This window comes from Roseateles sp. FW305-36, from assembly GCF_058787015.1.
Genome location: NZ_JBYSZK010000003.1, coordinates 14,210 through 35,221, shown reverse-complemented (window position 1 = coordinate 35,221; position 21,012 = coordinate 14,210). Strand labels below are relative to the sequence as shown.

Below are 21,012 nucleotides of genomic sequence, written 5' to 3'. Positions count from 1 at the left end.
TGGCCCTTGGTGATGGCAGGTTTTGCCGTTCCCTCTCGATTGCAACGGTTTGCGAGGGCCTTCGATGAACAGACCCACAGAGGACTCGCCTTGAACGCTTCGAACACCCGTGATGCGCAATTGACGTCGGCAAGAGGCTCGCAGAAGGCGGGCAAGGCTGCCGGATGGCTGGGGCGTGCGTTGGCGGCTCTGGCCATCGGCGTGCTGGCCGGTTGCGCCAGCACCAGCTACCCGCCGGCACCGCCCGCGGTGGCCAGCGACGACTACAGCTACATCATCGGCGCGGGCGACAGCCTGAACATCCAGGTCTGGCGCAACCCCGAGCTGTCGATGTCGGTGCCCGTCCGCCCGGACGGCAAGATCGCCGCACCGCTGGTCGACGAGATGGTCGTGCAGGGCAAGACGTCGGTGCAGGTGGCGCGTGAGGTCGAGAAGCAGCTCAGCAAATATGTGCGGGACCCGGTCGTGACCGTCATCGTCACCAGCTTCATCGGCCCCTACAGCGAGCAGATCCGCGTTGTCGGCGAGGCTGCCAAGCCGCAGTTCCTGCCCTACAAGCAGAAGATGACGGTGCTGGACGTGATGATCGCCGTGGGCGGCCTGACGGACTTTGCTTCCGGCAACAGCGCCACCATCCTGCGCACCGCGGAAGGCAACAAGCAGTATTCGGTGCGCCTGAAGGACCTGATCAAGCGCGGCGACGTGTCGGCCAATGTCGAGATGCGCCCGGGCGACATCCTCATCATTCCGCAGAGCCTGTTCTGAATTGAAGGGGAGGGCGCAGGCCTGCACTCGCTCCCTCCTTGCGATAGCTTTAACCGAGACTGTTCTCCATGGAATTGCTGATTGGTCAGCTTCTGATCATCGTCCGGCGGATGTGGAAGTACCGCTGGGTCGGCCTGGTCGTCGCCTGGGTGGCCGGCCTGGTGGGTGCCGTGGTGGTGTTCGTGCTGCCCGACCGCTACGAGGCCAGCGCGCGTATCTATGTGGACACGCAGTCCATCCTGAAGCCGCTGATGTCGGGCCTGGCCGTTCAGCCCAATGTCGAGCAGCAGGTGACGATGCTGAGCCGCACGCTGATCAGCCGACCCAATGTCGAGAAGCTCGTGCGCATGGCCGACCTGGACCTGAAGAATCAGTCCAAGGCCCAGCAGGAAGCCACCATCGAGACGGTGACGAGCAACCTGTCCATCCAGAGCAGCGGGCGGGACAACCTCTACATCCTGGGCTATCGCGACAGCGACCCCGAAACGGCCAAGCGCGTCGTGCAGGCGCTGGTGTCGATCTTCGTGGAGTCCAGCCTCGGCCAGACCCGGCAGGGCACGTCGACCGCGACGACCTTCATCAACGAGCAGATCAAGGCCTACGAGGCCAAGCTGGAAGAGGCCGAGACGCGGCTGAAGGAATTCCGGCTGAAGAATCTGTCCAATGTGGGGGGCGGCGACGGCAAGGATTCGGCATCCCGTATCGCCGAGCTCGGAACGCAACTCGAGCGTTCGCGCCTTGAATATCGCGAGGCCGTGAATGCCCGCGATGCCGCCAAGGCGCAGCTGGAGGCCGAGAAGGCCCGCGGCGGTGGTCAGACGACGGTGCAGAGCCTGATGCAGGAGTCCAGCGCCAACGTCAGCACGCCCGAGCTGGATGCGCGCCTGGCGGAACTGCGGCGCAACCTCGACGCGCTGTTGCAGCGCTACACCGACCAGCATCCCGACATCATCTCGACGCGCAAGCTCATCAAGGACCTGGAAGAGCAGAAGAAGCGCGAGATGGCCGAGCTGCGCAAGCAGGCGATGAACGTGCCGACGGCTTCCGTGGGCCAGAACAACGGTGGCAGCCTGGCTGTGCAGGAACTGGTGCGCATCATGGCCACTGCCGAGGTCCAGGTCGCCGCGCTGAAGGCGCGCGTGGATGAATATTCCAGCCGCTACGGTGCCGCCATGGCCGCGATGAAGACGGCGCCGCAGGTCGAGGCCGAGGCGGCCCAGCTCAACCGCGACTACGCCATCCACAAGCGCAACTACGAGGATCTCGTGCAGCGCCGTGAGCAGGCATCGATTTCCGGTGAACTCGACGTGGCCTCCGGTGTGGCCGACTTCCGCGTCATCGATCCGCCGCGGGCCAATCCCAAGCCCGTGGCGCCCAACCGCCTGCTGCTGCTGGCCGGTGCCATGGCCGCCGCGCTGGGCGTGGGTCTGTTCACGACCTTCGCCGCCAGCCAGCTGCGCCCGGTCTTCCATGACGCCAACGACCTGCGCACTCGCGTGGAGCTGCCCATCCTGGGCGTCGTGACGCGCCTGGTGACCGACGCGGATCGTGCCCGCCAGCGTGTCGAGCTGATCCGTTTCTCCGCGGGTGCCGGTGGGCTGCTGGCGATGTTTGCCGTCGCATTGACGGTCTTGGCTGTGCAACTGAGCCGGCAGGTGGTTTGACATGACGAGCTTGATTGAACAAGCCGCCCAGCGGCTCGAGCAACTGCGCCAGGCCGGCGTGGTGCTGCCCGGCGACGAACAGGCCGCGCAGCCGGCAGCGGATCGGCCGCCCGTCGCCGCGCAGCCAGTGGCGCCCGTCGCCACGGCGGCCCAGCCCGCGCCGGCAGATCCCGCCTCATCTCGGCCCCATGTCGGCATCTCGATCCAGGACGATGGCCATCATCCGTCGTCCAAGAAGGTGGAGCTCGACGTCGTGGCCCTGGCGGCCCAGGGCTTCCTGATGCCGCATACGCCGCGTTCCCAGACCGGCGACCAGTACCGCGTCATCAAGCGCCCCCTGATCAAGAACGCGATGGGCAAGGGTGCGGCCACCATCAATCATGCCAACCTGATGATGGTGACCAGCGCCCTGGCAGGCGAGGGCAAGAGCTTCACGTCCATCAATCTCGCCCTCAGCATTGCGGCGGAGCTGGACAACACGGTCATGCTGGTCGATGCCGACGTGGCGCGCCCCTCCGTGCTGCGCATGCTGGGCCTGCCGCAGGGCCCGGGCCTGTTGGACGTGCTGGAAGAGCGCGTCGACATGTCCGAGGTGCTGCTGCGCACCAACGTCGAGAAGCTGACCATCCTGCCGAGCGGCACGCCGCATCCGCGCGCGACGGAACTGCTGGCCAGCGACGCCATGAGTCATCTGCTCGACGACATGGCCAAGCGCTATCCGGACCGCATCATCATTTTCGATTCGCCGCCGCTGCTGTTGACGACCGAGTCGCGCGTGCTGGCCTCCCACATGGGCCAGATCATCATCGTCGTCCATGCCGAAAAGACCGCCCAGAGCGCCGTCCAGCAGGCCTTGGCCGCGATCGAGAACTGCCCGGTGAAGATGATGCTGCTCAACCAGGCCAGCCCGAACGCAGCCGGTGGGTATGGCTACGGATACGGCTACGGATACGGCTACGGCTACGGCTACGGTTATGGCAGCAATGACTCGGCTCAGACCTGAGCCGCGCCATCTGCCCCTGGCCCTTGCGCTCTGTGCGCTGGCGGCCCAAGCCCAGCAGGGCGAAGGAGGCGGTGCGCCTCCCTCTCCCATCCAGCCGCGCATCGGTTTCTCGCAGACCTGGACCGACAACCTGCGGCTGAACGATCGCGAGAAGGATGCTGCACTGATCACCACGGTGTCGCCCGGCATCAGCATCATCCGCAACACCGGCACGCTGCGCGGCAGTCTGGACTATTCGCTCAATGGCATCACGTATCTGAAGACCACCTACGGGTCACAGGTGCAGAACGCGCTGACCGCCAACGCCCAGGCCGAGATCGTCCCGCGCACCTTCTTTGTCGACGCCCAGGCCAGCATCGGCCAGCAGAACCAGTCGGCCTTTGGCGCGCAGTCGGCACCCACGCTGGGCTCGCAGGGGTCGGTGTCGGCGCTGGACAACCCGAATCGCCACGAGACCGGGACCCTGACCGTCTCGCCGCTGCTGCATGGCCAGCTCGGCGGCCTGGCCAGCGTTGACCTGCGGGGCAACTTCTCCATGACCGAGGTGCGCGGCAGCGCGCTGGGAGACAGCCATGGCAGTGGCGGTTCCCTGCGCGTGGCCCAGCTCAATGCCGGTCTGCTGAGCTGGTATCTGCAGGCCAATACCCAGCAGCTACGGCCCAAGATCGCGCTGGCCAACCGCAACAGTTCCCTGACTGCCGGGCTGAACTACCGGCCCAATCCCGACCTGGTCTTCAGCGTCAATGCGGGCCAGGAGCGCAACGACTACCTCAGCGGCAGCGGCAGTGAGCAGAGTGGCTTCACCGGCGGCGTGACGGCGGACTGGACGCCCACGCCGCGGACCCGCGTCAACGGCAACTGGCAGAAGCATTCCTATGGCGACAGCCATGGCCTGAGCTTCGAGCACCGCATGCGCAATTCGGTCTGGCGCCTGTCGGACTCGCGCGCCGTGACGCTCGGCAATACCGGTGCGGCGGGTGGCGCGCGGACGAACTACGACCTCTACTTCCTGCTGTTCGCGTCGCTGGAGCCCGATCCTGTCAAGCGCGACACGCTGGTGCGCGCCTATCTGCTGTCGCAGGGGATGTCGCCCGACGCCCAGGCCGCCCTGGGCTTCCTGTCCAGCGGGCCGAGCGAATTGCGCAACCAGATGCTGAGCTTTGCGCTGCAGGGCGTGCGCAGCAACGTGACTGCAACCGCCAGCCGGTCCGTCACCACGCGCCTGGGCGACAACCTGAACCAGGGTGATCTGGCCAACAACCCGCGCATCGAGCAGCGCTCCTATTCGCTGTCCGGCAGCTATCAGCTCTCGCCGGTGTCGGGCATTTCGCTGACGGCTTCGCGCCAGGAGACCGTTGCCACCGCGAACAACCCGCGCGCGCAGCTGACCAGCCTGATGCTGAACTGGAACACCCGCCTGGGCATGCGCCTGAGCGTGCAGCTTGGGGCGCGCCACAGCAGCTTTGAAGGTGTCACGCCGTATTCCGAGAATGCGGCCTACGCCAATCTGACCCAACAGTTCTGAAGCGATGTACGAAGCCTTTTACGGCCTGAGCAGCAAGCCTTTCCAGCTCAGCCCGGACCCGAACTTCTACTACGGCAGCAAGCAGCATCGCCGGGCCAAGGCCTACCTGGACTATGGCGTGCTGCGCAATGACGGCTTCATCGTCATCACCGGCGAGATCGGCGCCGGCAAGACGACGCTGCTGCGCGGCCTGCTGGACAGCCTGAACCGCAGCAATGTCGTCATCGGCAATGTCGTGACGACCCAGCTCGACGCCGAGGACACGCTGCGCATGGTGGGCGCGGCCTTTGGCGTGCGCGTCAAGGATGCGCCCAAGTCCGAGCTGCTGATGACGCTGGAGGCCTTCTTCGTCAACCAGGTCACCCAGGGCAAGCGCTGCCTGCTGATCGTCGACGAGGCGCAGAACCTGACGCCGCGTGCGGTGGAAGAACTGCGCATGCTGTCCAACTTCCAGTTCGCCAACCAGTCGCTGCTGCAGACCTTCCTGGTCGGCCAGCCCGAGTTCCGCGGCATCCTGCAGAAGCCCGAGATGGAGCAGTTCCGCCAGCGCGTCGCGGCGACCTGCCACATCGGCCCGCTGGACGAGGACGAGACCCAGCGCTACATGGAGCACCGCCTGAAGTGCGCGGGCTCCACCGGCAAGCCCACCTTCGACCACGACGCCTTCCCGGCCATCCACAAGGCCAGCAACGGCATTCCGCGCCGCATCAACCGGCTCTGCGACCGCCTGCTGCTGCTGGGTTTCATGCAGGGGCGCAGCCATCTGACGCTGGCCGACGTGAAGGAAGTGCTGCGCGACATCGCCCAGGAAAGCGAGACACCGCGCCACAGCGACGCCAGCCCCCTGGACAGCGTGCCAGCCAAGCTGCCCGACAGCCGACCAGCCGCCCTCGACAGCGCGCCTGGCGCGCTCGACGTGAGCAAGCTGAAGCTGAGCCCGGCCGAGGTCGATGGCCTGTCCACCGAGATCGCGGCGTTGAGCGCCGACCACCACACCGACCGCCTGCAACGCCTGGAGCGGAGCATGATGCGCCTGGAGCGCATCAATCTGCAGACGCTGGCGCTGCTGCAGAAGCTGGTGGACGCCGTCAAACAGCATTGACAGAAGGTTTGCCATGCTGATGCCTACCAAGACCCCGGCCCTGCGCAATGCGATGAGCATTGACGTGGAGGACTATTTCCAGGTTTCCGCCTTCGCGCCCTACATCCGCCGCGAGGACTGGAACGGCCTGGAGTGCCGCGTCGAGCGCAACATCGAGCGCATCCTGGCCCTGCTGGCCGAGAAGCAGGTCAAGGCCACCTTCTTCACGCTGGGCTGGATTGCCGAGCGCTATCCGCAGGTCGTCAAGGCCATCGTCGCCGGCGGCCATGAGCTGGCCAGCCATGGCTATGGCCACGAGCGCGCCAGCGACCTGAGCCCCACCGCCTTCCTGGACGACATCAGCCGCGCCAAGCAGATGCTGGAAGACCTGGGTGGCGTACCCGTCGTCGGCTACCGCGCGCCCAGCTTCTCCATCGGCAAGGGCAACCTCTGGGCCTTCGACGTGCTGCGCGATGCGGGCTACCGCTATTCCAGCAGCGTCTACCCCATCGCCCACGACCACTACGGCATGCCCGACTCGCCGCGCTTCGCCTACCCGGTGCGCGAGGGCCTGCTCGAGATCCCGGTGACGACGCTGCGCATGGGCTCGAAGAACCTGCCGAGCAGCGGTGGCGGCTACTTCCGCCTGCTGCCCTATGCGCTGTCGCGCTGGATGATCCGCCGCGTCAACGAGATCGATGGCGAGCCGGCGGTCTTCTACTTCCATCCCTGGGAGATCGACAGCGAGCAGCCTCGCGTCCCCGGCATCGACGCCAAGACGCGCTTCCGCCACTATGTCAACATCCCGCGCACCCATGACCGCATCGCGCGCCTGCTGGAAGATTTCCGCTGGGGCCGGATGGACGAGATCTTCCTCGGCCGGGACGTGCGCCCGCGCGCCGAACCGCTGAGCGCCTGAATGCCGGGCCCCGTTCGCATTGCGCGCCTGGCCGCGCAAGACAAAGCCTTGTCCGCGCGTTGGGACGAGTTCGTGCTGGCCCACCCACAGGCCACCTTCTTCCATCGCAGCGGCTGGCTGCGCATCATCGAGGGCGTGTTCGGCCACAAGGGCTTCTTCCTCTACGCCGAGCGTGACGGCGTCATCGAGGGCGTGCTGCCCTTGGCCGAGGTCAAGAGCCGCTTGTTCGGCCACTCGGTCTCCAGCCTGCCGTTCGGTGTCTACGGCGGTGTCGCCGCGCTGAACGATGAGGCCGCCGCGGCGCTGGAGGCCGAGGCCGAGAAGATCGCGCGAGGGCAGGGCGCCGAACACCTGGAATACCGCAACCTGGGCCCCACCCGCCACGCCGACTGGCCGCGCCAGGACCTCTACGTGACCTTCCGCAAGGAGATCCTGGCCGACGAGGAGGCGAACATGCTCGCCATCCCGCGCAAGCAGCGGGCCATGGTGCGCAAGGGCATCAAGAACGAGCTCAAGGCCGAGATCGACGCCAACGTCGATCGCTTCTTCGACCTCTACGCCGACAACGTGCACCGACACGGCACGCCGGCCATGCCCAAGAAGTATTTCCAGGCGCTGCTGGATGAATTTGGCCCCGACGCCGAGGTGCTGACAGTCACCGCCCCGGACGGCAAGCCGCTGTCCACGGTGCTGACCTTCTACTTCCGCGACGAATGCATGCCCTACTACGCCGGTGATGACGAGGCCGCGCGCGACCTTGCCGCCAACGACTTCAAGTACTGGGAGCTGATGCGCCGGGCCTGTGCCCGCGGTCTCAAGGTCTTCGACTACGGCCGCAGCAAGCAGGGCACCGGCCCCTATGCCTTCAAGAAGAACTGGGGTTTCGAGCCGCAGCCGCTGAGCTACGAATACCGGCTGTTCAAGCGCGACGCGATTCCCCAGAACAACCCGAACAACCCCAAGTACCAGCTGATGATCAAGGCCTGGCGCAAGCTGCCCATCGGTGTGGCGAACTGGCTGGGGCCCTTCATCGTCAAGAACTTGGGCTGAGGCGTCGCGTGAAGATCCTCTACCTCGTCCACCGCCTGCCCTACCCGCCCAACAAGGGCGACAAGGTGCGCTCCTACCATTTGCTCAAGCATCTGGCGGCACGGCACGAGGTCCATCTCGGCACCTTCGTGGACGATCCCGACGACGAGCAGCACCTGCCGCGCGTGCAGGCGCTGTGCAAGAGCATGCACGCGGCCCGGTTGAGCCCGCGCTCGGCCAAGCTGCTGAGCCTGCGCGGCCTGCTCAGCGGCGAGGCCTTGAGCCTGCCCTATTACCGCGACGCCGGCCTGCAGGCCTGGGTGGACGAGACGGCAGCCCGCGTGGGCTTCGACGCCGTCGTCGTCTTCAGCGGCGTGATGGCCCAGTACACGGCAGGCCTGAAGGGCGTGAAGACCTTGGTGGACTTCGTCGACGTCGACTCTGCCAAATGGCGCGACTATGCGCCCGAGCATGCCTGGCCCCTGTCCTGGCTGTATCGCCGCGAGTTCGCCAAGCTGCTGGGTTTCGAGCAGCGCGTGGCCGATGGCGCGGCTTGCAGCTTCTTCGTCACCGACAACGAAGTGGCGCTGTTCCGCGAGCTCAGCCCGGGGTGCGACATGCGCCTGGCGGCCCTGGGCAATGGCGTCGATGCCGACTTCTTCACGCCGGACCCCACGCGTGCCAGCCCTTTCACGAAGGACGAGCTGCCGCTGGTGTTCACTGGCGCCATGGACTACTGGCCCAATGTCGACGCCGTGACCTGGTTCGCGAGCGACATCCTGCCTGCGCTGCGTGAGCGCTTCCCGGCTCTGCGCTTTCACATCGTCGGCCGCAGCCCGGCGCCGGCCGTGCAGGCCCTGGCGGGCGAAGCCATCAACGTGACCGGCACCGTGCCCGATGTGCGGCCCTATCTGCAGCATGCGGCCGCCGTGGTCGCGCCGCTGCGCCTGGCTCGCGGCATCCAGAACAAGGTGCTGGAGGCGATGGCCATGGCCCGACCCGTCGTCGCGGCCGGCACTTGCGTGCGCGCCATCACGGCCGACCTGCAGGCCGGCCTGCAGCCCGCCGAGACCGAATCCAACTACGTCGAGCGCCTCGGTGCGCTGCTGGCTGACCCGGACGCTGCCCAGGCCGCAGGCCGCACTGCACGCGATTTCGTGCTGGGCGCCTACAGCTGGGACGCTCATCTGGCCGGCCTGGACCGCCATCTGGAGGCTGCTTGATCCATCTGCCCAAACCCTGGCGACTCCCCCTTCTCGGCCTGGTCCTGGCCTGGGGGCTGCTCGCCGTTCTGTATTTCGCCACCGGCGCGGCCATGGTCGAGATCTGGAACCGCTCCGAGACCTTCGCCCACGCGTGGGTGGTGCCGCCCATTTCGGCCTGGCTGGTCTGGCGCCGCCGCGCCGAACTGGCGTCCATCACGCCCCGGCCGGCGCCGCTCTGGCTGTTGGCCCTGGTGCCGCTCGGCTTGCTGTGGGTGCTGGGTGACCTGGCCGCAGCCAATGCGGCCACGCAGTTCGCGCTGGTAGGCATGGGCGTCGTGCTGGTGCCGGCGCTGATCGGAACCCAGGCCGCGGGCCTCATCACCTTCCCGCTGGGCTTCCTGTTCTTCGCCGTGCCCTTCGGTGACTTCCTGACACCCCTGCTGGTCGAGCGCACAGCCGACTTCACCGTCGTCGCCTTGCGCGCCACCGGCATCCCGGTGTTCCGTGAAGGCACCCAGTTCGTCATCCCGACCGGCTCCTGGTCCGTCGTGCAGGCCTGCAGCGGCATCCGCTATCTGATGGCCTCGCTGATGGTGGGGACGCTGTTCGCCTACCTGAACTACCGCACCAACAAGAAGCGCTGGGCCTTTGTCGGCGTGGCCATCGTGACGCCGCTGATCGCCAACTGGTTGCGGGCCTACATGATCGTCATGCTGGGCCATCTGTCCGGCAACAAGCTCGCCGTTGGCGTGGATCACATCATCTACGGCTGGGTCTTCTTCGGCATCATCATGCTGGCGATGTTCATGATCGGCGCGCGCTGGGCGGATCCCGATCCGGAACCGGTGCTGGCCTCGTCCGGCGAGGGCGGATCAACCGGTTCGCGCAATCTGTATGTGGCCGTGCTGCTCGGCGCGTTGCTTGTCGTGGTGCTGCCGGCCGGTCTGCGCGTCCAGGTCGATCGCGCCGGCGCCCATGGCCAGCCCAGTCTCGCGGCGCCCAGCCTGCCCGGCATGAACTGGGTGGCGGAGCCGATGAGCAGTTGGAAGCCGCACTTCAAGAACCCGGCGGAGACGCTGCACGGGCGCTTCGAGCCAGCGGCAGGTGGCCCGGCCATCGGTGTCTACGTTGGCTACTACCGCGACCAGCGATATGGCCGGCAGCTCATCACCTCGGTCAACGATCTTGTCAACGACGAGGAAGACAAGGAATGGTCACGCACCGCCGCGGGCACCAGTGGCGTTGACGGTCAGCTTTGGCGTACTGGCGAGCTGCGTGGGCAGGCGCTTGATCGGGTCAGCGGCGGCGGCAATCTGGCGCCCCGGCTGCGCGTCTGGCAGATCTACTGGATCAATGGCCGTCCCTTCGTCAGCGACTGGCAGGCCAAGCTGTACGGCGCAGTGCGCAAGTTGACGGGGCAGGGTGACGATGCAGCCGTTGTGCTGATCTATGCCGACAGGGCTCGCGTCGGTGAGGACGATGCACTCCTTCGAGACTTCATCAAGCAGCATTGGGCCGCCATTGACACCGCTTTGCGGGGCGTCCGCGACCGCGATGCGGCCCGTCAGCAGTGACAATCACGCGCCTCCGGAAAACTACAGCAACGAGAACCTATCCATGAATACGCTCGCAGTCATCGGCCTCGGCTATGTGGGCCTGCCCCTGGTGGTGGAATTTGGCAAGCAGATGCGCACCATCGGCTTCGACATCGCCAAGAACAAGGTCGAAGCCTGCCAGCGTGGCACGGACCCGAGCCGTGAGTTGACGGACGAGGAAGTCCAGGCCGCGAAGCTCGCCGTCTATACCGACGACCCCAAGATGCTGGCCGAGGCCGACGTCATCATCGTCGCCGTGCCCACGCCCGTGGACGAGGCCCATATCCCCGACTTCCGCCCGCTGATCGGTTCCTCCACCAGCGTCGGCCGCCACATGAAGAAGGGCGCCATCGTCGTCTACGAGAGCACCGTCTACCCCGGCGCCACCGAGGAGGTCTGCATCCCCGTGCTGGAGCGCGAATCGGGCATGAAGTGGAAGCAGGACTTCTTCGTCGGCTACAGCCCCGAGCGCATCAACCCGGGCGACAAGGAACACACGCTGACCAAGATCCTGAAGATTGTCTCCGGCGACACGCCCGAGACGCTGGAAACGGTCGCCAAGGTCTACGAGAAGATCATCATCCCCGGCGTGCACCGCGCGTCCAGCATCAAGGCCGCCGAGGCCGCCAAGGTCATCGAGAACACCCAGCGCGACCTCAACATCGCGCTGATGAACGAGCTGTCCATCATCTTCGACAAGCTCGGCATCGACACGACCGAGGTGCTGGAAGCCGCCGGCACGAAGTGGAACTTCCTGAAGTTCAAGCCGGGCCTTGTCGGCGGTCACTGCATCGGCGTGGACCCCTACTACCTGACCCACAAGGCCGACATGCTGGGCTACCACCCTCAGGTCATCCTGGCCGGCCGCCGCATCAACGACGGCATGGGCAAGTTCATCGCCGAGCAGACCATCAAGCAGATGATCGCCAGCGGCAGCTACATCAAGGGCGCGCGCGTCAACGTGCTGGGCCTGACCTTCAAGGAGAACTGCGGCGACCTGCGCAACTCCAAGGTCATCGACATCATCAACGAGCTCAAGACCTATGGCGTCGAGGTCTTCGTGACCGACGCCCAGGCTGAGGCCGAAGAGGCCATGCACGAGTACGGCGTGCGCCTGATGCCCTTCGACGAGCTGCCCCGCGCCGACGCCATCGTCGCCGCCGTCTCGCATCGCGAATATGCGGCGCTGTCGGTCGAGGACATCGGCAAGAAACTCACCAAGGGCGGCGCCTTCATCGACGTGAAGGCGGCCTTCGACAGCAAGGCGCTGCAGGACGCGGGCTTCCGTCTCTGGCGTCTGTGATGTCTGCCAGCGGCGGCGATGCACGGCCTCTGGTCGTGCACCTGCTGCACCGCTTCGACACCGGCGGGCTGGAGAACGGCGTCGTCAACGTCATCAACCACCTGCCGGACTTCCGGCATGCCGTGGTGGCGGTCACCGAGATCACCGCCTTCAAGGAGCGCGTGAAGGCACCGGGCACCCAGTTCATCTCATTGAACAAGCCGCCTGGGCAGGGCTTCTGGCTCTATCCGCGCGTCTACAAGCTGCTGCGCGAACTGCGCCCGGCCGTCGTGCACACGCGCAACCTCGGCGCCATGGAATTCCAGCTGCCGGCCTGGGCGGCCCGCGTGCCGCTGCGCGTGCACAGCGAACATGGCTGGGACACCAACGACCTCGGCGGCGTCAGCCGCACCAACCAGCGGCTGCGCCGGGTCTACGGGTTTGGCACACATCGTTTCGTGGCCCTGTCCAAGGCCATCGAGGCCTATCTGACCGGGCCGGTCGGTTTTGCGCGCGAGCGCGTGCTGCGCATCTGCAATGGCGTGGACACGCAGCGCTTTGCGCCTGCGACCGCCGCGCCCGAGGCCTGGCCCTATCGCCGTGGCGAGCACCTCGTCATCGGCGCGGTGGGCCGCATGCAGGCCGTCAAGGATCCGCTCAACCTCGTCGACGCCTTCCTGCGCCTGCGCGAGCTCTGCCCGGCCGACTGGCCGCGGCTGCGCCTGGCCATGCTCGGCGGCGGCCCACTGCTGCCGGCGGCCGTGGAACGCCTTCAGCAGGCCGGCGCGTCGGACCAGGCCTGGCTGCCCGGTGATCGCAGCGACGTGGCGGCCCTGCTGCCGCATTTCGACATCTTTGCCCTGCCTTCCCAGGCCGAGGGCATCAGCAACACGCTGCTGGAGGCCATGGCCTGTGGCTGTGCGCCGGTGGCGACCGATGTGGGCGGCAATCCGGAACTGGTGGAGAGCGAGGCCAACGGCCTGCTCGTGCCGTCGCAGAACAGCGCTGCGCTGGCTGCTGCGCTGGCCCGTCTCGTCAACGAGCCGGCCCTGCGCCAGCGCCTGGCCGATGCGTCGCTGGCCCGTGCTCGGGCCCAGTTCAGCCTGGACGGCATGATCGCCGCCTACGGCTCTCTGTACGCGTCAGCGCGCGCGTAGTTCAAACGCCGGGAAGCCGCCGGCATCCACCGGCCCGCTGATCGCGTAGCGTGCCGCCAGGTGCTCCCGCAGCTTGTTGCGCGGCAGGCCTGCCTGCGCCACCTGCATGACCGGGCCTCGCCAGTCCTCGTCGTCCAGGGCTCGGAACACCAGCACGCGGCCGCCGCGCGCCAGCGTTGCATCGACATGCGCGTCCAGCCGCGCCAGCAGGGCGGCAGTGTCGGCCTTGGTCTCGTTCAGCTGCACAAGGTCGATGTTGAAGCGCTCGATGCCCGGCGTGTCGAACAGGCTGCTGTCGGGCTCGCCGGGGTAGGCGGCGAAGCCGACGTACAGGCCTTGCGGGCCAAGCGCCGTCTGCAGGGCCTGCTGGCGCTCGGCCAGCGCAAAGCGGGCCTTGGGGACGCCGTACCCTGCCATGTTGACCACCAGCAGCACCGGCAGCGTCACACCCAGCAGCAGTGCGTCCAGCCAGCGCCGGCGCAGTTGCAGTGCCAGCAGCGCCACGGGCATCGTGAACTGGAACCAATGCTCGGGGTCGTTGAGGTTGTAGTAGTACGAGAAGGCCGCGGCGCCCAGCACGAAGGCCCAGGGCGAAAGCAGCCCCGGCTCGGCCTTGCGCAGCGCCTGGCGGGCACCGATGACGAAGGTGGACAGCAGCAGGCCACCCACCAGTGCCGCCAGGGCTGCCTGGCCCAGCAGGGACGGCAACACGGGCTTGACGTCTGGCAGCCAGCCCCACATCCAGGCGCGGCCCAGCGTGCCCAGCGACGGCAGGAAGGCGAAGTTGTTGATGAGACTGAACGCGAAGCGCAGCGGCATCTCCTTCCAGGAGACCAGCCAGGTCTGCAACTCTTGCTTCTCCTTGAGCCCGCCGATCGTGAAGCTCACGAGGTCGCTGGCATGCGTGGTGTCGGTCTGGCGTGCCGTCATATAGGCGGCCAGCAACAGCGTGAAGCCGACGACGGTCAGCGTGACCGCATAGGGCAGCACGTGGCGCACGGCCTTGAGCAAGCCGTGCCGGCGCGCGCTGCGGATGAGCATGAACAGCGCCAGCAGCATCGCCTGCGGCAGCACGCTGACGAGCAGGTTCACGCCCACGCCTGACCAGACCGCGCTCCAGACCATGTCGCGGGTTCCGGAGTCGCCCGCGGCTTCGGCCCGCTCCCAGCGCAGTGCATGGTGCAGCGCCAGCGCCAGCGGCGGGAAGACCATCAGCTTGATGTGTGCCGTGGGTCCCAGCGTGACGAGGTTGAAGCTGATCGCGACGAAAGCGACGGCGGCCGCGCTCTTCAGCGCCGAATGCCCGGCTTCTCGCAGCGTGGCGAAGAACACCGCACAGCCCAGTGCCACCGAGACGACGTTGATGGCCTCGAGGCTGTGGTTGATGCCCAGCACGCCGCCGCTGGCGCGGTACAGCAGCATGGCTAGCGGCTGCATCCACAGGTGGCCCAGGTCCCAGAAGAAGCTGTTGGCGCCCAGTTCGTACCAGTAGCGCTCGACGTCGTCGACCTTCAGGGCCGAGCACAGCCAGGCATAGGCCAGCGCGACGACGATGCCGACGGCGACGAGATGAGCCGCCCGGGGCCGGTCGAGCCTGGCGATCACTGCTGCCCCCAGTGACCGGTGATGGCCTCGACGTGGAAGCGCGGCCGCTGCTTGCTGGCCTCGTAGACCTTGGCCAGGTATTCGCCGATGACGCCCAGGCCCAGCAGCTGGATGCCGCCGAGCAGATACATCGGGATCACCGTGGACGCCCAGCCGGGCAGGGCCACCTCGGTGAACAAGCGGATGAAGAGGGCCCACAGGCCGAAGGCGACGCTGATCAGGGACACCATGGCCCCCAGGCTGGTGATGGCCCGCAGCGGCGCGGCAGAGAAGGAAGTGACGCCCCGCCAGGCCAGCGACAGCATCTTGGACAGCGGGTATTTGGATTCGCCGGCAAAGCGCTCGGCGCGGTCGAAGGCGACGACGCTGCTACGGTAGCCGAGCTGGGGGATCATGCCGCGCAGGAAGAGGTGGGTCTCTTCGTAGTGGCGCAAGGCCTCCAGCGGGCGGCGGCCCATCAGGCGGTAGTCGGCATGGTTGAAGACGACCTCCACGCCCATCCACGCCAGCACCTTGTAATAGCCCTCGGCGGTGAAGCGCTTGAAGAAGGTGTCGGTGTCGCGGCGGCGGCGCACGGCATAGACCAGCTCGTCGCCCTTGCGGAAGGCGCGGATCATGTCCGGGATGATGGCCAGGTCGTCCTGCAGGTCGGCGTCCAGGCTGATCAGCGCGTCGCCGCCGATCGACATCAGGCCGCACAGCAGCGCGTTCTGGTGGCCGCGGTTGCGGCTGAGCTTGATGCCGCAGGCGTCGTTGCGCTCGCGGGCCAGCGTCTCGATGAGGGCCCAGGTGCCGTCGCGGCTGCCGTCGTCGACGTAGTAGGCCGAGCTGGCCGGCGCGATCAGGCCCTCGGCCTTGAGCTCACCCAGCAGCACGCCGAGGCGGCTGGCCGTCTCGCGCAGCACGGCTTCCTCGTTGTAGCAGGGCAGCACGAAGTTGACGACCGGCGCGTTGGCGCCGGCCCAGCTGGCACGGTGGAATTGGTTGGGGTCGATCAGTTCCATGGCGGGATGACGGTCAGGATTTGCGGAACACCCAAAGACGGCTGAGCGTGAAGTTGCTGGCCAGCACGCCCGTGGTGGCGAGGAGCTGGTTCAGGATGGGATGCAGACCGAGCGAGACGCCGATGCGCAGCAGGCCGGCATTGAGGGCGCAGCCCAGGGCCACCATGGCCACGAAGCGCAGCTGCTGCGAGCGGTCGCGCACCGGGCTGCCCTGGCGGGCAAAGGTCAGCCGGGCATTGGCCCAGTAGTTGAACGCGGCGCTGACCAGGAAACCCACCGTCGACGCCGGCACGAGCGGTAACCAGCCCGCCAGCACCAGGCCGGCCGTCAGCAGGTACTGCAGCGCGGTGGCAAGCACGCCGACCGACAGGAAGGACAGGAGTTGCGCGATCAAGGCAGGAGGGCTGTGGAAGGGCAGGGCGGGTGGGGGCGCCGAAGTATCGGCGCTTGTGGGCGGGCTCCGGCCCCGCCTTCCGAGGGCCGGACATCCCCCGGACGGGGGGTTAACCCGTGCCTGACATCACACCGGGGACAGCAAAGCGCTGGCGCGGTCACCAAGCTCGGTAAGAATCCGCCTTTCTCCGCGCCTTGCTGTTTCGGCAGGCGTGGTTCTCTCCAATGATTGGCTGAACCAGGTCTCAACCCCATGTGCGGCATCACCGGTCTGTTCGATACCCGCGGCCAGCGCCTCCCAGAGCGCGAGCGCCTGCACCGGATGAACGAGTCCCAGCACCATCGCGGGCCTGACGAGGGTGACCTGCACATCGAGCCCGGCGTGGGCTTCGGCCACCGGCGCCTGTCGGTCATCGACATCGCGACCGGCCAGCAGCCCATCTTCAACGACGACAAGTCGGTGGCCCTGGTGTTCAACGGCGAGGTCTACAACTACCTCGAGCTGATGGACGAACTGCGCGGCCACGGCTATGTGTTCCGCACCAAGAGCGACTCCGAAGCCATCGTGCGCGCCTGGGAGCACTGGGGTGAGGACTGCGTGCACCACCTGCGCGGCATGTTCGCCTTCATGATCCATGACAAGCGCCGCGACTGCCTGTTCATGGCCCGCGACCGCCTGGGCGTGAAGCCGCTGCACTACGCCATGACCGAGGACGGCTGGCTGCTGTTCGGCTCCGAGCTGAAGAGCCTGATGGCCCACGGCGGCCTGCGCCAGGACATCGACCCGCGCGCCGTCGAGGCTTATTTCGCGCTGGGCTATGTGCCCGACCCCTGGACCATCTACCGCCATGCCCAGAAGCTTGCCCCCGGCCACCGCCTGCTGGTCAAGCGCGGCCAGCCCCTGGGCACGCCGCAGCGCTACTGGGACGTCAAGTTCACGCTGGACGCCAAGATCGGCGAGGAAGAGGCCGCCGAGGAACTGCGCCGCCGCCTGAAGGAGTCGGTCAAGCTGCGCCTGAAGGCCGAGGTGCCGCTGGGCGCCTTCCTGTCCGGCGGCGTGGACTCCAGCGCCGTCGTGGCCGCCATGGCCCAGCTGGACGACCAGCCGGTCAACACCTGCTCCATCGGCTTCGACGACCCCAAGTTCAACGAGACCGAGTTCGCCCAGCAGGTGGCCGACCGCTACAAGACCAACCACCGCGTCGAGGTCGTCAACAGCGACGACTTCGGCCTCGTCGACCTGCTGGCCCACCTCTACGACGAACCCTATGCCGACTCGTCGGCCATTCCCACCTATCGGGTCTGCGAGCTGGCGCGCAAGCATGTGACGGTGGCGCTCTCCGGTGACGGCGGCGACGAGAGCCTGGGTGGCTACCGCCGCTACAAGATGCACATGATGGAAGAGCGCATGCGCAGCGCCTTCCCGCTGGCCCTGCGCAAGGGCGTGTTCGGTCCGCTGGCCAGGCTGTATCCCAAGGCCGACTGGGCGCCGCGCGTCTTCCGCGCCAAGACCACCTTCCAGGCCATCGCTCGCAACTCGGTCGACGCCTACTTCAACACCATGGGCCTGGTGCGCGACCCGCTGCGCCAGGAACTCTTCAGCGACGGCTTCAAGCGCGACCTGCAGGGCTGGCATGCCAGCGAGGTCTTCCACCACCACGCCCAGCGTGCCAACACCGACGACCCGCTGGCCCTGATCCAGTACCTGGACATCCACACCTATCTGCCGGGCGACATCAACACCAAGGTCGACCGCGCCAGCATGGCGCACAGCCTGGAAGTGCGCGAGCCGCTGATGGACCACCAGCTGGTGGAGTGGGTCGCCTCGCTGCCGTCCGACCTCAAGCTGCGCGGCCAGGAAGGCAAATACCTGTTCAAGAAGGCGCTGGAGCCCATGCTGCCCAACGACGTGCTCTACCGGCCCAAGATGGGCTTCGCCGTGCCGCTGGCGCGCTGGCTGCGCGGCCCGCTGCGCGAGCAGACCCGCCAGGCCCTGCAGCAGGGCGCGCTGGCCCAGACCGGCTGGTTCAACCCCAGCGTCGTCGGCCGCCTGCTGGACCAGCACGAGCGCGGCACCATGGATCACGCCCAGCCGCTGTGGGTTCTGCTGATGTTCGACGCCTTCCTGCGCAATGCGGGCCTGGGCGCCGCGCCGGCACGCGCCGCGGCCTGAACGATTTCAAAGAGATAAAGGGACGACATGAAGGTTTCGGTTTTCGGTCTCGGCTACGTCGGTGCGGTGTCCTGCGCCTGCCTGCCCGAACTCGGCCACGACGTGGTGGGCGTGGACATCAACCCGCTCAAGGTCGAGCTGATCGCCTCAGGCCAGTCGCCCGTCGTGGAAGAGGGCATCGAGGAACTGATCGGCGCCGCCGTCAAGGCCGGCAAGCTGACCGCCACGCGTGATGTCGCCGCGGCCGTGCGCGACACCGAGATCTCGCTGATCTCGGTCGCCACGCCGTCCCTGCCCAACTACATGCCCGATCTGACGGCGCTGGACGCCGTCGTCGGCCAGATCGGCGCCGAGATCGCCAAGAAGGACGGCCAGCACACCCTGGTGATCCGCAGCACCGTGGCGCCCGGCACCACGCGGGCCCGCATCGCGCCGCTGCTGGAGAAGGCCGCCGGCCGCAAGATCGGCGACCGCCTGAGCCTGGTCTTCAACCCCGAGTTTCTGCGCGAAGGCTCGTCGGTGTCCGATTTCCACAACCCGCCGCAGACCATCGTCGGCAGCCTGGACGAGGCCGGCGTCGAAGTCATGAAGCGCCTGTACACCGGCGTGCCCGGCAGCTTTGTCGCCGCCGACGTCGGCGTGGCGGAGTCGGTCAAATACCTGTGCAACGTCTTCCATGCGCTGAAGATCGTCTTCGCCAACGAAGCCGGTGCCGTGCTGAAGGAAGCCGGCCTGGATTCGCGCGACGTGCTGGCCCTGTTCTGCGAGGACAAGCAGCTCAACATCTCCAAGGCCTATCTGCGCCCCGGCTTCGCCTTCGGCGGCTCCTGCCTGCCCAAGGAGGTCAAGGGCTTCCTGACCATCGCCCGCGAGCAGGGCGTCGAGATCCCCGTGCTCGGCTCGCTGCTGACCAGCAACGACGCCCACATCGGCCGCGCCTACGACCTCATCGCCGCCCAGGGCCGCAAGCCGGTGGCCCTGTTCGGCCTGGCCTTCAAGCCCGGCACCGACGACCTGCGCGATTCTCCGCTGGTGGTGCTGGCCGAGAAGCTGCTGGGCAAGGGCTTCGACCTGTCCATCTACGACAAGTTCGTCAAGATCGCCCGCCTGCTCGGCAAGAACAAGGAATACATCGACCGCGAGATTCCTCACCTCGACAAGCTGCTGCACGAGACGCCCGACGCCGTGCTGGCGCGCGCCGAGATCATCGTCGTCGGCCATGCCGACGCCGAGACCCGCCGGCGCATCATCGCCCTGGGCAGGGGCGCGCGTGTCGTGGACCTGAACGGCTATGCCGACCTGCGTGAGGCCGGTTTCGCTCAGTACGAGGGCATCTGCTGGTGATGAGCCTGGCCCCGACGCGCGAGGCCGCCGCGGCGGATGCCGCGACCCGGCAGCGCCCGCTGAAGGTCGCGTTCGTCTCGCCGGTCTTCCTGTTCCCGGCCGATGCCGGCGGCAAGATCCGCACGGGCAATATCCTGCGCGGGCTGGAGGAGAGCGGCCGGTTCGACATCACGCTGCTGTCGCCTGCCACCGCCGAGCAGCAGCGCGAATGGCGGGGCGAACTCGACCGTCTGTGCGGGCGCTTCATCGGCTGGCAGCCCAGCGAGGCGCGTCCGCGCTGGCGGCGCGCGCCCGACCTGCTGTCGTCCCTGCCCATCAATGTGGTCAATGACCGCACGCCGGCCGCCGTCGCCGCCGTCGAGCAGTTGCTGGCCGCGGAGAACTTCGACGTCGTGGTCTTCGACTTCGTCCATGCCGCCGTGCTGCGCCCCGAGACGCTGAAGGGCGCGACGGTCTGCTTCACGCACAACGTCGAAGCCGAGATCTTCGAGCGCCATGCCAAGACGGCCGCCAGTGCACCGCTGCGCTGGCTGTGGGCCTCGCAGGCTGCCAAGATGCGCCGCTTCGAGCGCGAGGCACTGTCGGCCTTCACGCGCGTCGTCGCCGTGTCCGAACGCGACGCCAGGATGTTCGAGAAGAACGACGGCCTGAAGACGGCCCGTGCCATCCCGACCGGCGTGGACCTGGACTTCTTCTCCTGGCAGGCCCCGGCCGACGGCGCACCGACGGTCGTCTTCACCGGCTCCATGGACTGGGAAGCCAATGTCGACGGCATCCGCTTCTACATCGAAGAGGTCTGGCCGCGGGTGCTTGCCCAGGTGCCTGAGGCCAAGCTGCGCGTCGTCGGCAAGAACCCGCCGGCCTCGCTGGTGCAGCGCAATGTGCCGGGCGTCAGCTTCACGGGCTTTGTCGACGATGTACGTGACCATGCCCGCGACGCCCAGGCCTTCGTCATCCCGCTGCGCGTCGGTGGCGGCACCCGCATCAAGGCCTTCGAGGCCATGGCCATGGGCCTGCCCGTCGTGTCGACGAGCATCGGCATCGAGGGCCTGGACGTCGAGGACGGCACGCATTTCCTGTGCGCCGACGGCGTCGAGGCGCTGGCCGAGGCCACGCTCAAGCTCATCGCCGACGGCGCCCTGCGCCTGAAACTGTCGCGCGCCGCCCGCGAGCTGGTCGAGGCGCAGTTCGGCCACCGCGTCGCTGCCGAGGTCTTCGGCCGCATCCTCATCGAAGCTGCTGAAGCCGTGGAGGCCGCAGCGTGAAGA

At 67.3% G+C, this 21,012-nt stretch carries 17 protein-coding genes; 14 read left to right on the top strand and 3 right to left on the bottom strand.

What is annotated here, in order from left to right; all coding sequences use genetic code 11:
- Positions 1-201: 201 nt before the first annotated feature.
- The 11 genes from AC3WOE_RS06840 to AC3WOE_RS06790 all read left to right on the top strand — a co-directional run bounded on the left by AC3WOE_RS06840 (position 202) and on the right by AC3WOE_RS06790 (position 13,225).
- Positions 202-765, top strand: coding sequence for an XrtA/PEP-CTERM system exopolysaccharide export protein (locus tag AC3WOE_RS06840; RefSeq protein ID WP_492689735.1), 564 nt, complete (start codon positions 202-204; stop codon positions 763-765).
- Positions 766-833: 68 nt separating this feature from the next.
- Positions 834-2,429 (top strand): XrtA system polysaccharide chain length determinant, encoded by a 1,596-nt coding sequence (locus AC3WOE_RS06835; protein ID WP_492689253.1) that lies wholly within the window; start codon positions 834-836, stop codon positions 2,427-2,429.
- A 1-nt stretch (position 2,430) separates the two neighbouring features.
- Entirely contained in the window at positions 2,431-3,432 is a 1,002-nt protein-coding gene (locus AC3WOE_RS06830) for an XrtA-associated tyrosine autokinase (protein WP_492689251.1), read from the top strand.
- Positions 3,404-4,957 carry a TIGR03016 family PEP-CTERM system-associated outer membrane protein gene (locus AC3WOE_RS06825; RefSeq protein ID WP_492689249.1) on the top strand — a complete coding sequence of 518 codons (1,554 nt, stop codon included), beginning with the start codon at positions 3,404-3,406 and terminating at the stop codon, positions 4,955-4,957. Before AC3WOE_RS06830 ends, AC3WOE_RS06825 begins: the two co-directional genes overlap by 29 nt.
- Positions 4,958-4,961: 4 nt before the next feature.
- Positions 4,962-6,059, top strand: a complete 1,098-nt coding sequence (locus tag AC3WOE_RS06820) for an XrtA/PEP-CTERM system-associated ATPase (protein WP_492689248.1) — start codon at positions 4,962-4,964, stop codon at positions 6,057-6,059.
- A 13-nt stretch (positions 6,060-6,072) separates the two neighbouring features.
- Positions 6,073-6,957, top strand: a complete 885-nt coding sequence (locus tag AC3WOE_RS06815; protein WP_492689247.1) for an XrtA system polysaccharide deacetylase — start codon at positions 6,073-6,075, stop codon at positions 6,955-6,957.
- The gene (locus tag AC3WOE_RS06810) at positions 6,958-8,007 is read left to right on the top strand and encodes a FemAB family XrtA/PEP-CTERM system-associated protein (protein ID WP_492689246.1); all 1,050 of its coding nucleotides are present in this window, start codon (positions 6,958-6,960) and stop codon (positions 8,005-8,007) included.
- Positions 8,008-8,015: 8 nt separating this feature from the next.
- Entirely contained in the window at positions 8,016-9,209 is a 1,194-nt protein-coding gene (locus tag AC3WOE_RS06805) for a TIGR03087 family PEP-CTERM/XrtA system glycosyltransferase (RefSeq protein WP_492689244.1), read from the top strand.
- Complete coding sequence (xrtA, locus tag AC3WOE_RS06800; RefSeq protein WP_492689243.1) at positions 9,206-10,765, top strand: exosortase A; 1,560 nt, start codon at positions 9,206-9,208, stop codon at positions 10,763-10,765. Before AC3WOE_RS06805 ends, xrtA begins: the two co-directional genes overlap by 4 nt.
- A 43-nt stretch (positions 10,766-10,808) precedes the next feature.
- On the top strand, positions 10,809-12,089 hold the full coding sequence (locus AC3WOE_RS06795) for a nucleotide sugar dehydrogenase (protein ID WP_492689242.1): 1,281 nt from the start codon (positions 10,809-10,811) through the stop codon (positions 12,087-12,089).
- Positions 12,089-13,225 carry a TIGR03088 family PEP-CTERM/XrtA system glycosyltransferase gene (locus AC3WOE_RS06790; RefSeq protein WP_492689241.1) on the top strand — a complete coding sequence of 379 codons (1,137 nt, stop codon included), beginning with the start codon at positions 12,089-12,091 and terminating at the stop codon, positions 13,223-13,225. The genes AC3WOE_RS06795 and AC3WOE_RS06790 overlap by 1 nt, the downstream gene beginning before the upstream one ends.
- On the opposite strand, the gene AC3WOE_RS06785 is transcribed toward AC3WOE_RS06790, so the two are convergent.
- Genes AC3WOE_RS06785 through AC3WOE_RS06775 form a run of 3 tightly spaced genes read right to left on the bottom strand, consistent with a single transcriptional unit; the run spans position 13,211 to position 16,228 of the window.
- On the bottom strand, positions 13,211-14,830 hold the full coding sequence (locus tag AC3WOE_RS06785; protein WP_492689239.1) for a hypothetical protein: 1,620 nt from the start codon (positions 14,828-14,830) through the stop codon (positions 13,211-13,213). The two genes, AC3WOE_RS06790 and AC3WOE_RS06785, sit on opposite strands and share 15 nt — an antisense overlap.
- The gene (locus tag AC3WOE_RS06780; RefSeq protein ID WP_492689237.1) at positions 14,827-15,834 is read right to left on the bottom strand and encodes a glycosyltransferase family 2 protein; all 1,008 of its coding nucleotides are present in this window, start codon (positions 15,832-15,834) and stop codon (positions 14,827-14,829) included. The genes AC3WOE_RS06785 and AC3WOE_RS06780 overlap by 4 nt, the downstream gene beginning before the upstream one ends.
- A 13-nt stretch (positions 15,835-15,847) precedes the next feature.
- Positions 15,848-16,228, bottom strand: coding sequence for a GtrA family protein (locus AC3WOE_RS06775; protein ID WP_492689235.1), 381 nt, complete (start codon positions 16,226-16,228; stop codon positions 15,848-15,850).
- Positions 16,229-16,480: 252 nt separating this feature from the next.
- Here AC3WOE_RS06775 and AC3WOE_RS06770 point away from each other — a divergent pair, with 252 nt between their 5' ends.
- Genes AC3WOE_RS06770 through AC3WOE_RS06760 form a run of 3 tightly spaced genes read left to right on the top strand, consistent with a single transcriptional unit; the run spans position 16,481 to position 21,009 of the window.
- The gene (locus AC3WOE_RS06770) at positions 16,481-18,400 is read left to right on the top strand and encodes an XrtA/PEP-CTERM system amidotransferase (RefSeq protein WP_492689233.1); all 1,920 of its coding nucleotides are present in this window, start codon (positions 16,481-16,483) and stop codon (positions 18,398-18,400) included.
- 27 nt (positions 18,401-18,427) lie between these two features.
- Positions 18,428-19,744 carry a nucleotide sugar dehydrogenase gene (locus tag AC3WOE_RS06765; protein WP_492689231.1) on the top strand — a complete coding sequence of 439 codons (1,317 nt, stop codon included), beginning with the start codon at positions 18,428-18,430 and terminating at the stop codon, positions 19,742-19,744.
- A complete protein-coding gene (locus AC3WOE_RS06760) occupies positions 19,744-21,009 on the top strand; it encodes a glycosyltransferase family 4 protein (RefSeq protein WP_492689230.1) in 1,266 nt (421 codons plus the stop codon). The genes AC3WOE_RS06765 and AC3WOE_RS06760 overlap by 1 nt, the downstream gene beginning before the upstream one ends.
- Positions 21,010-21,012: the final 3 nt, after the last annotated feature.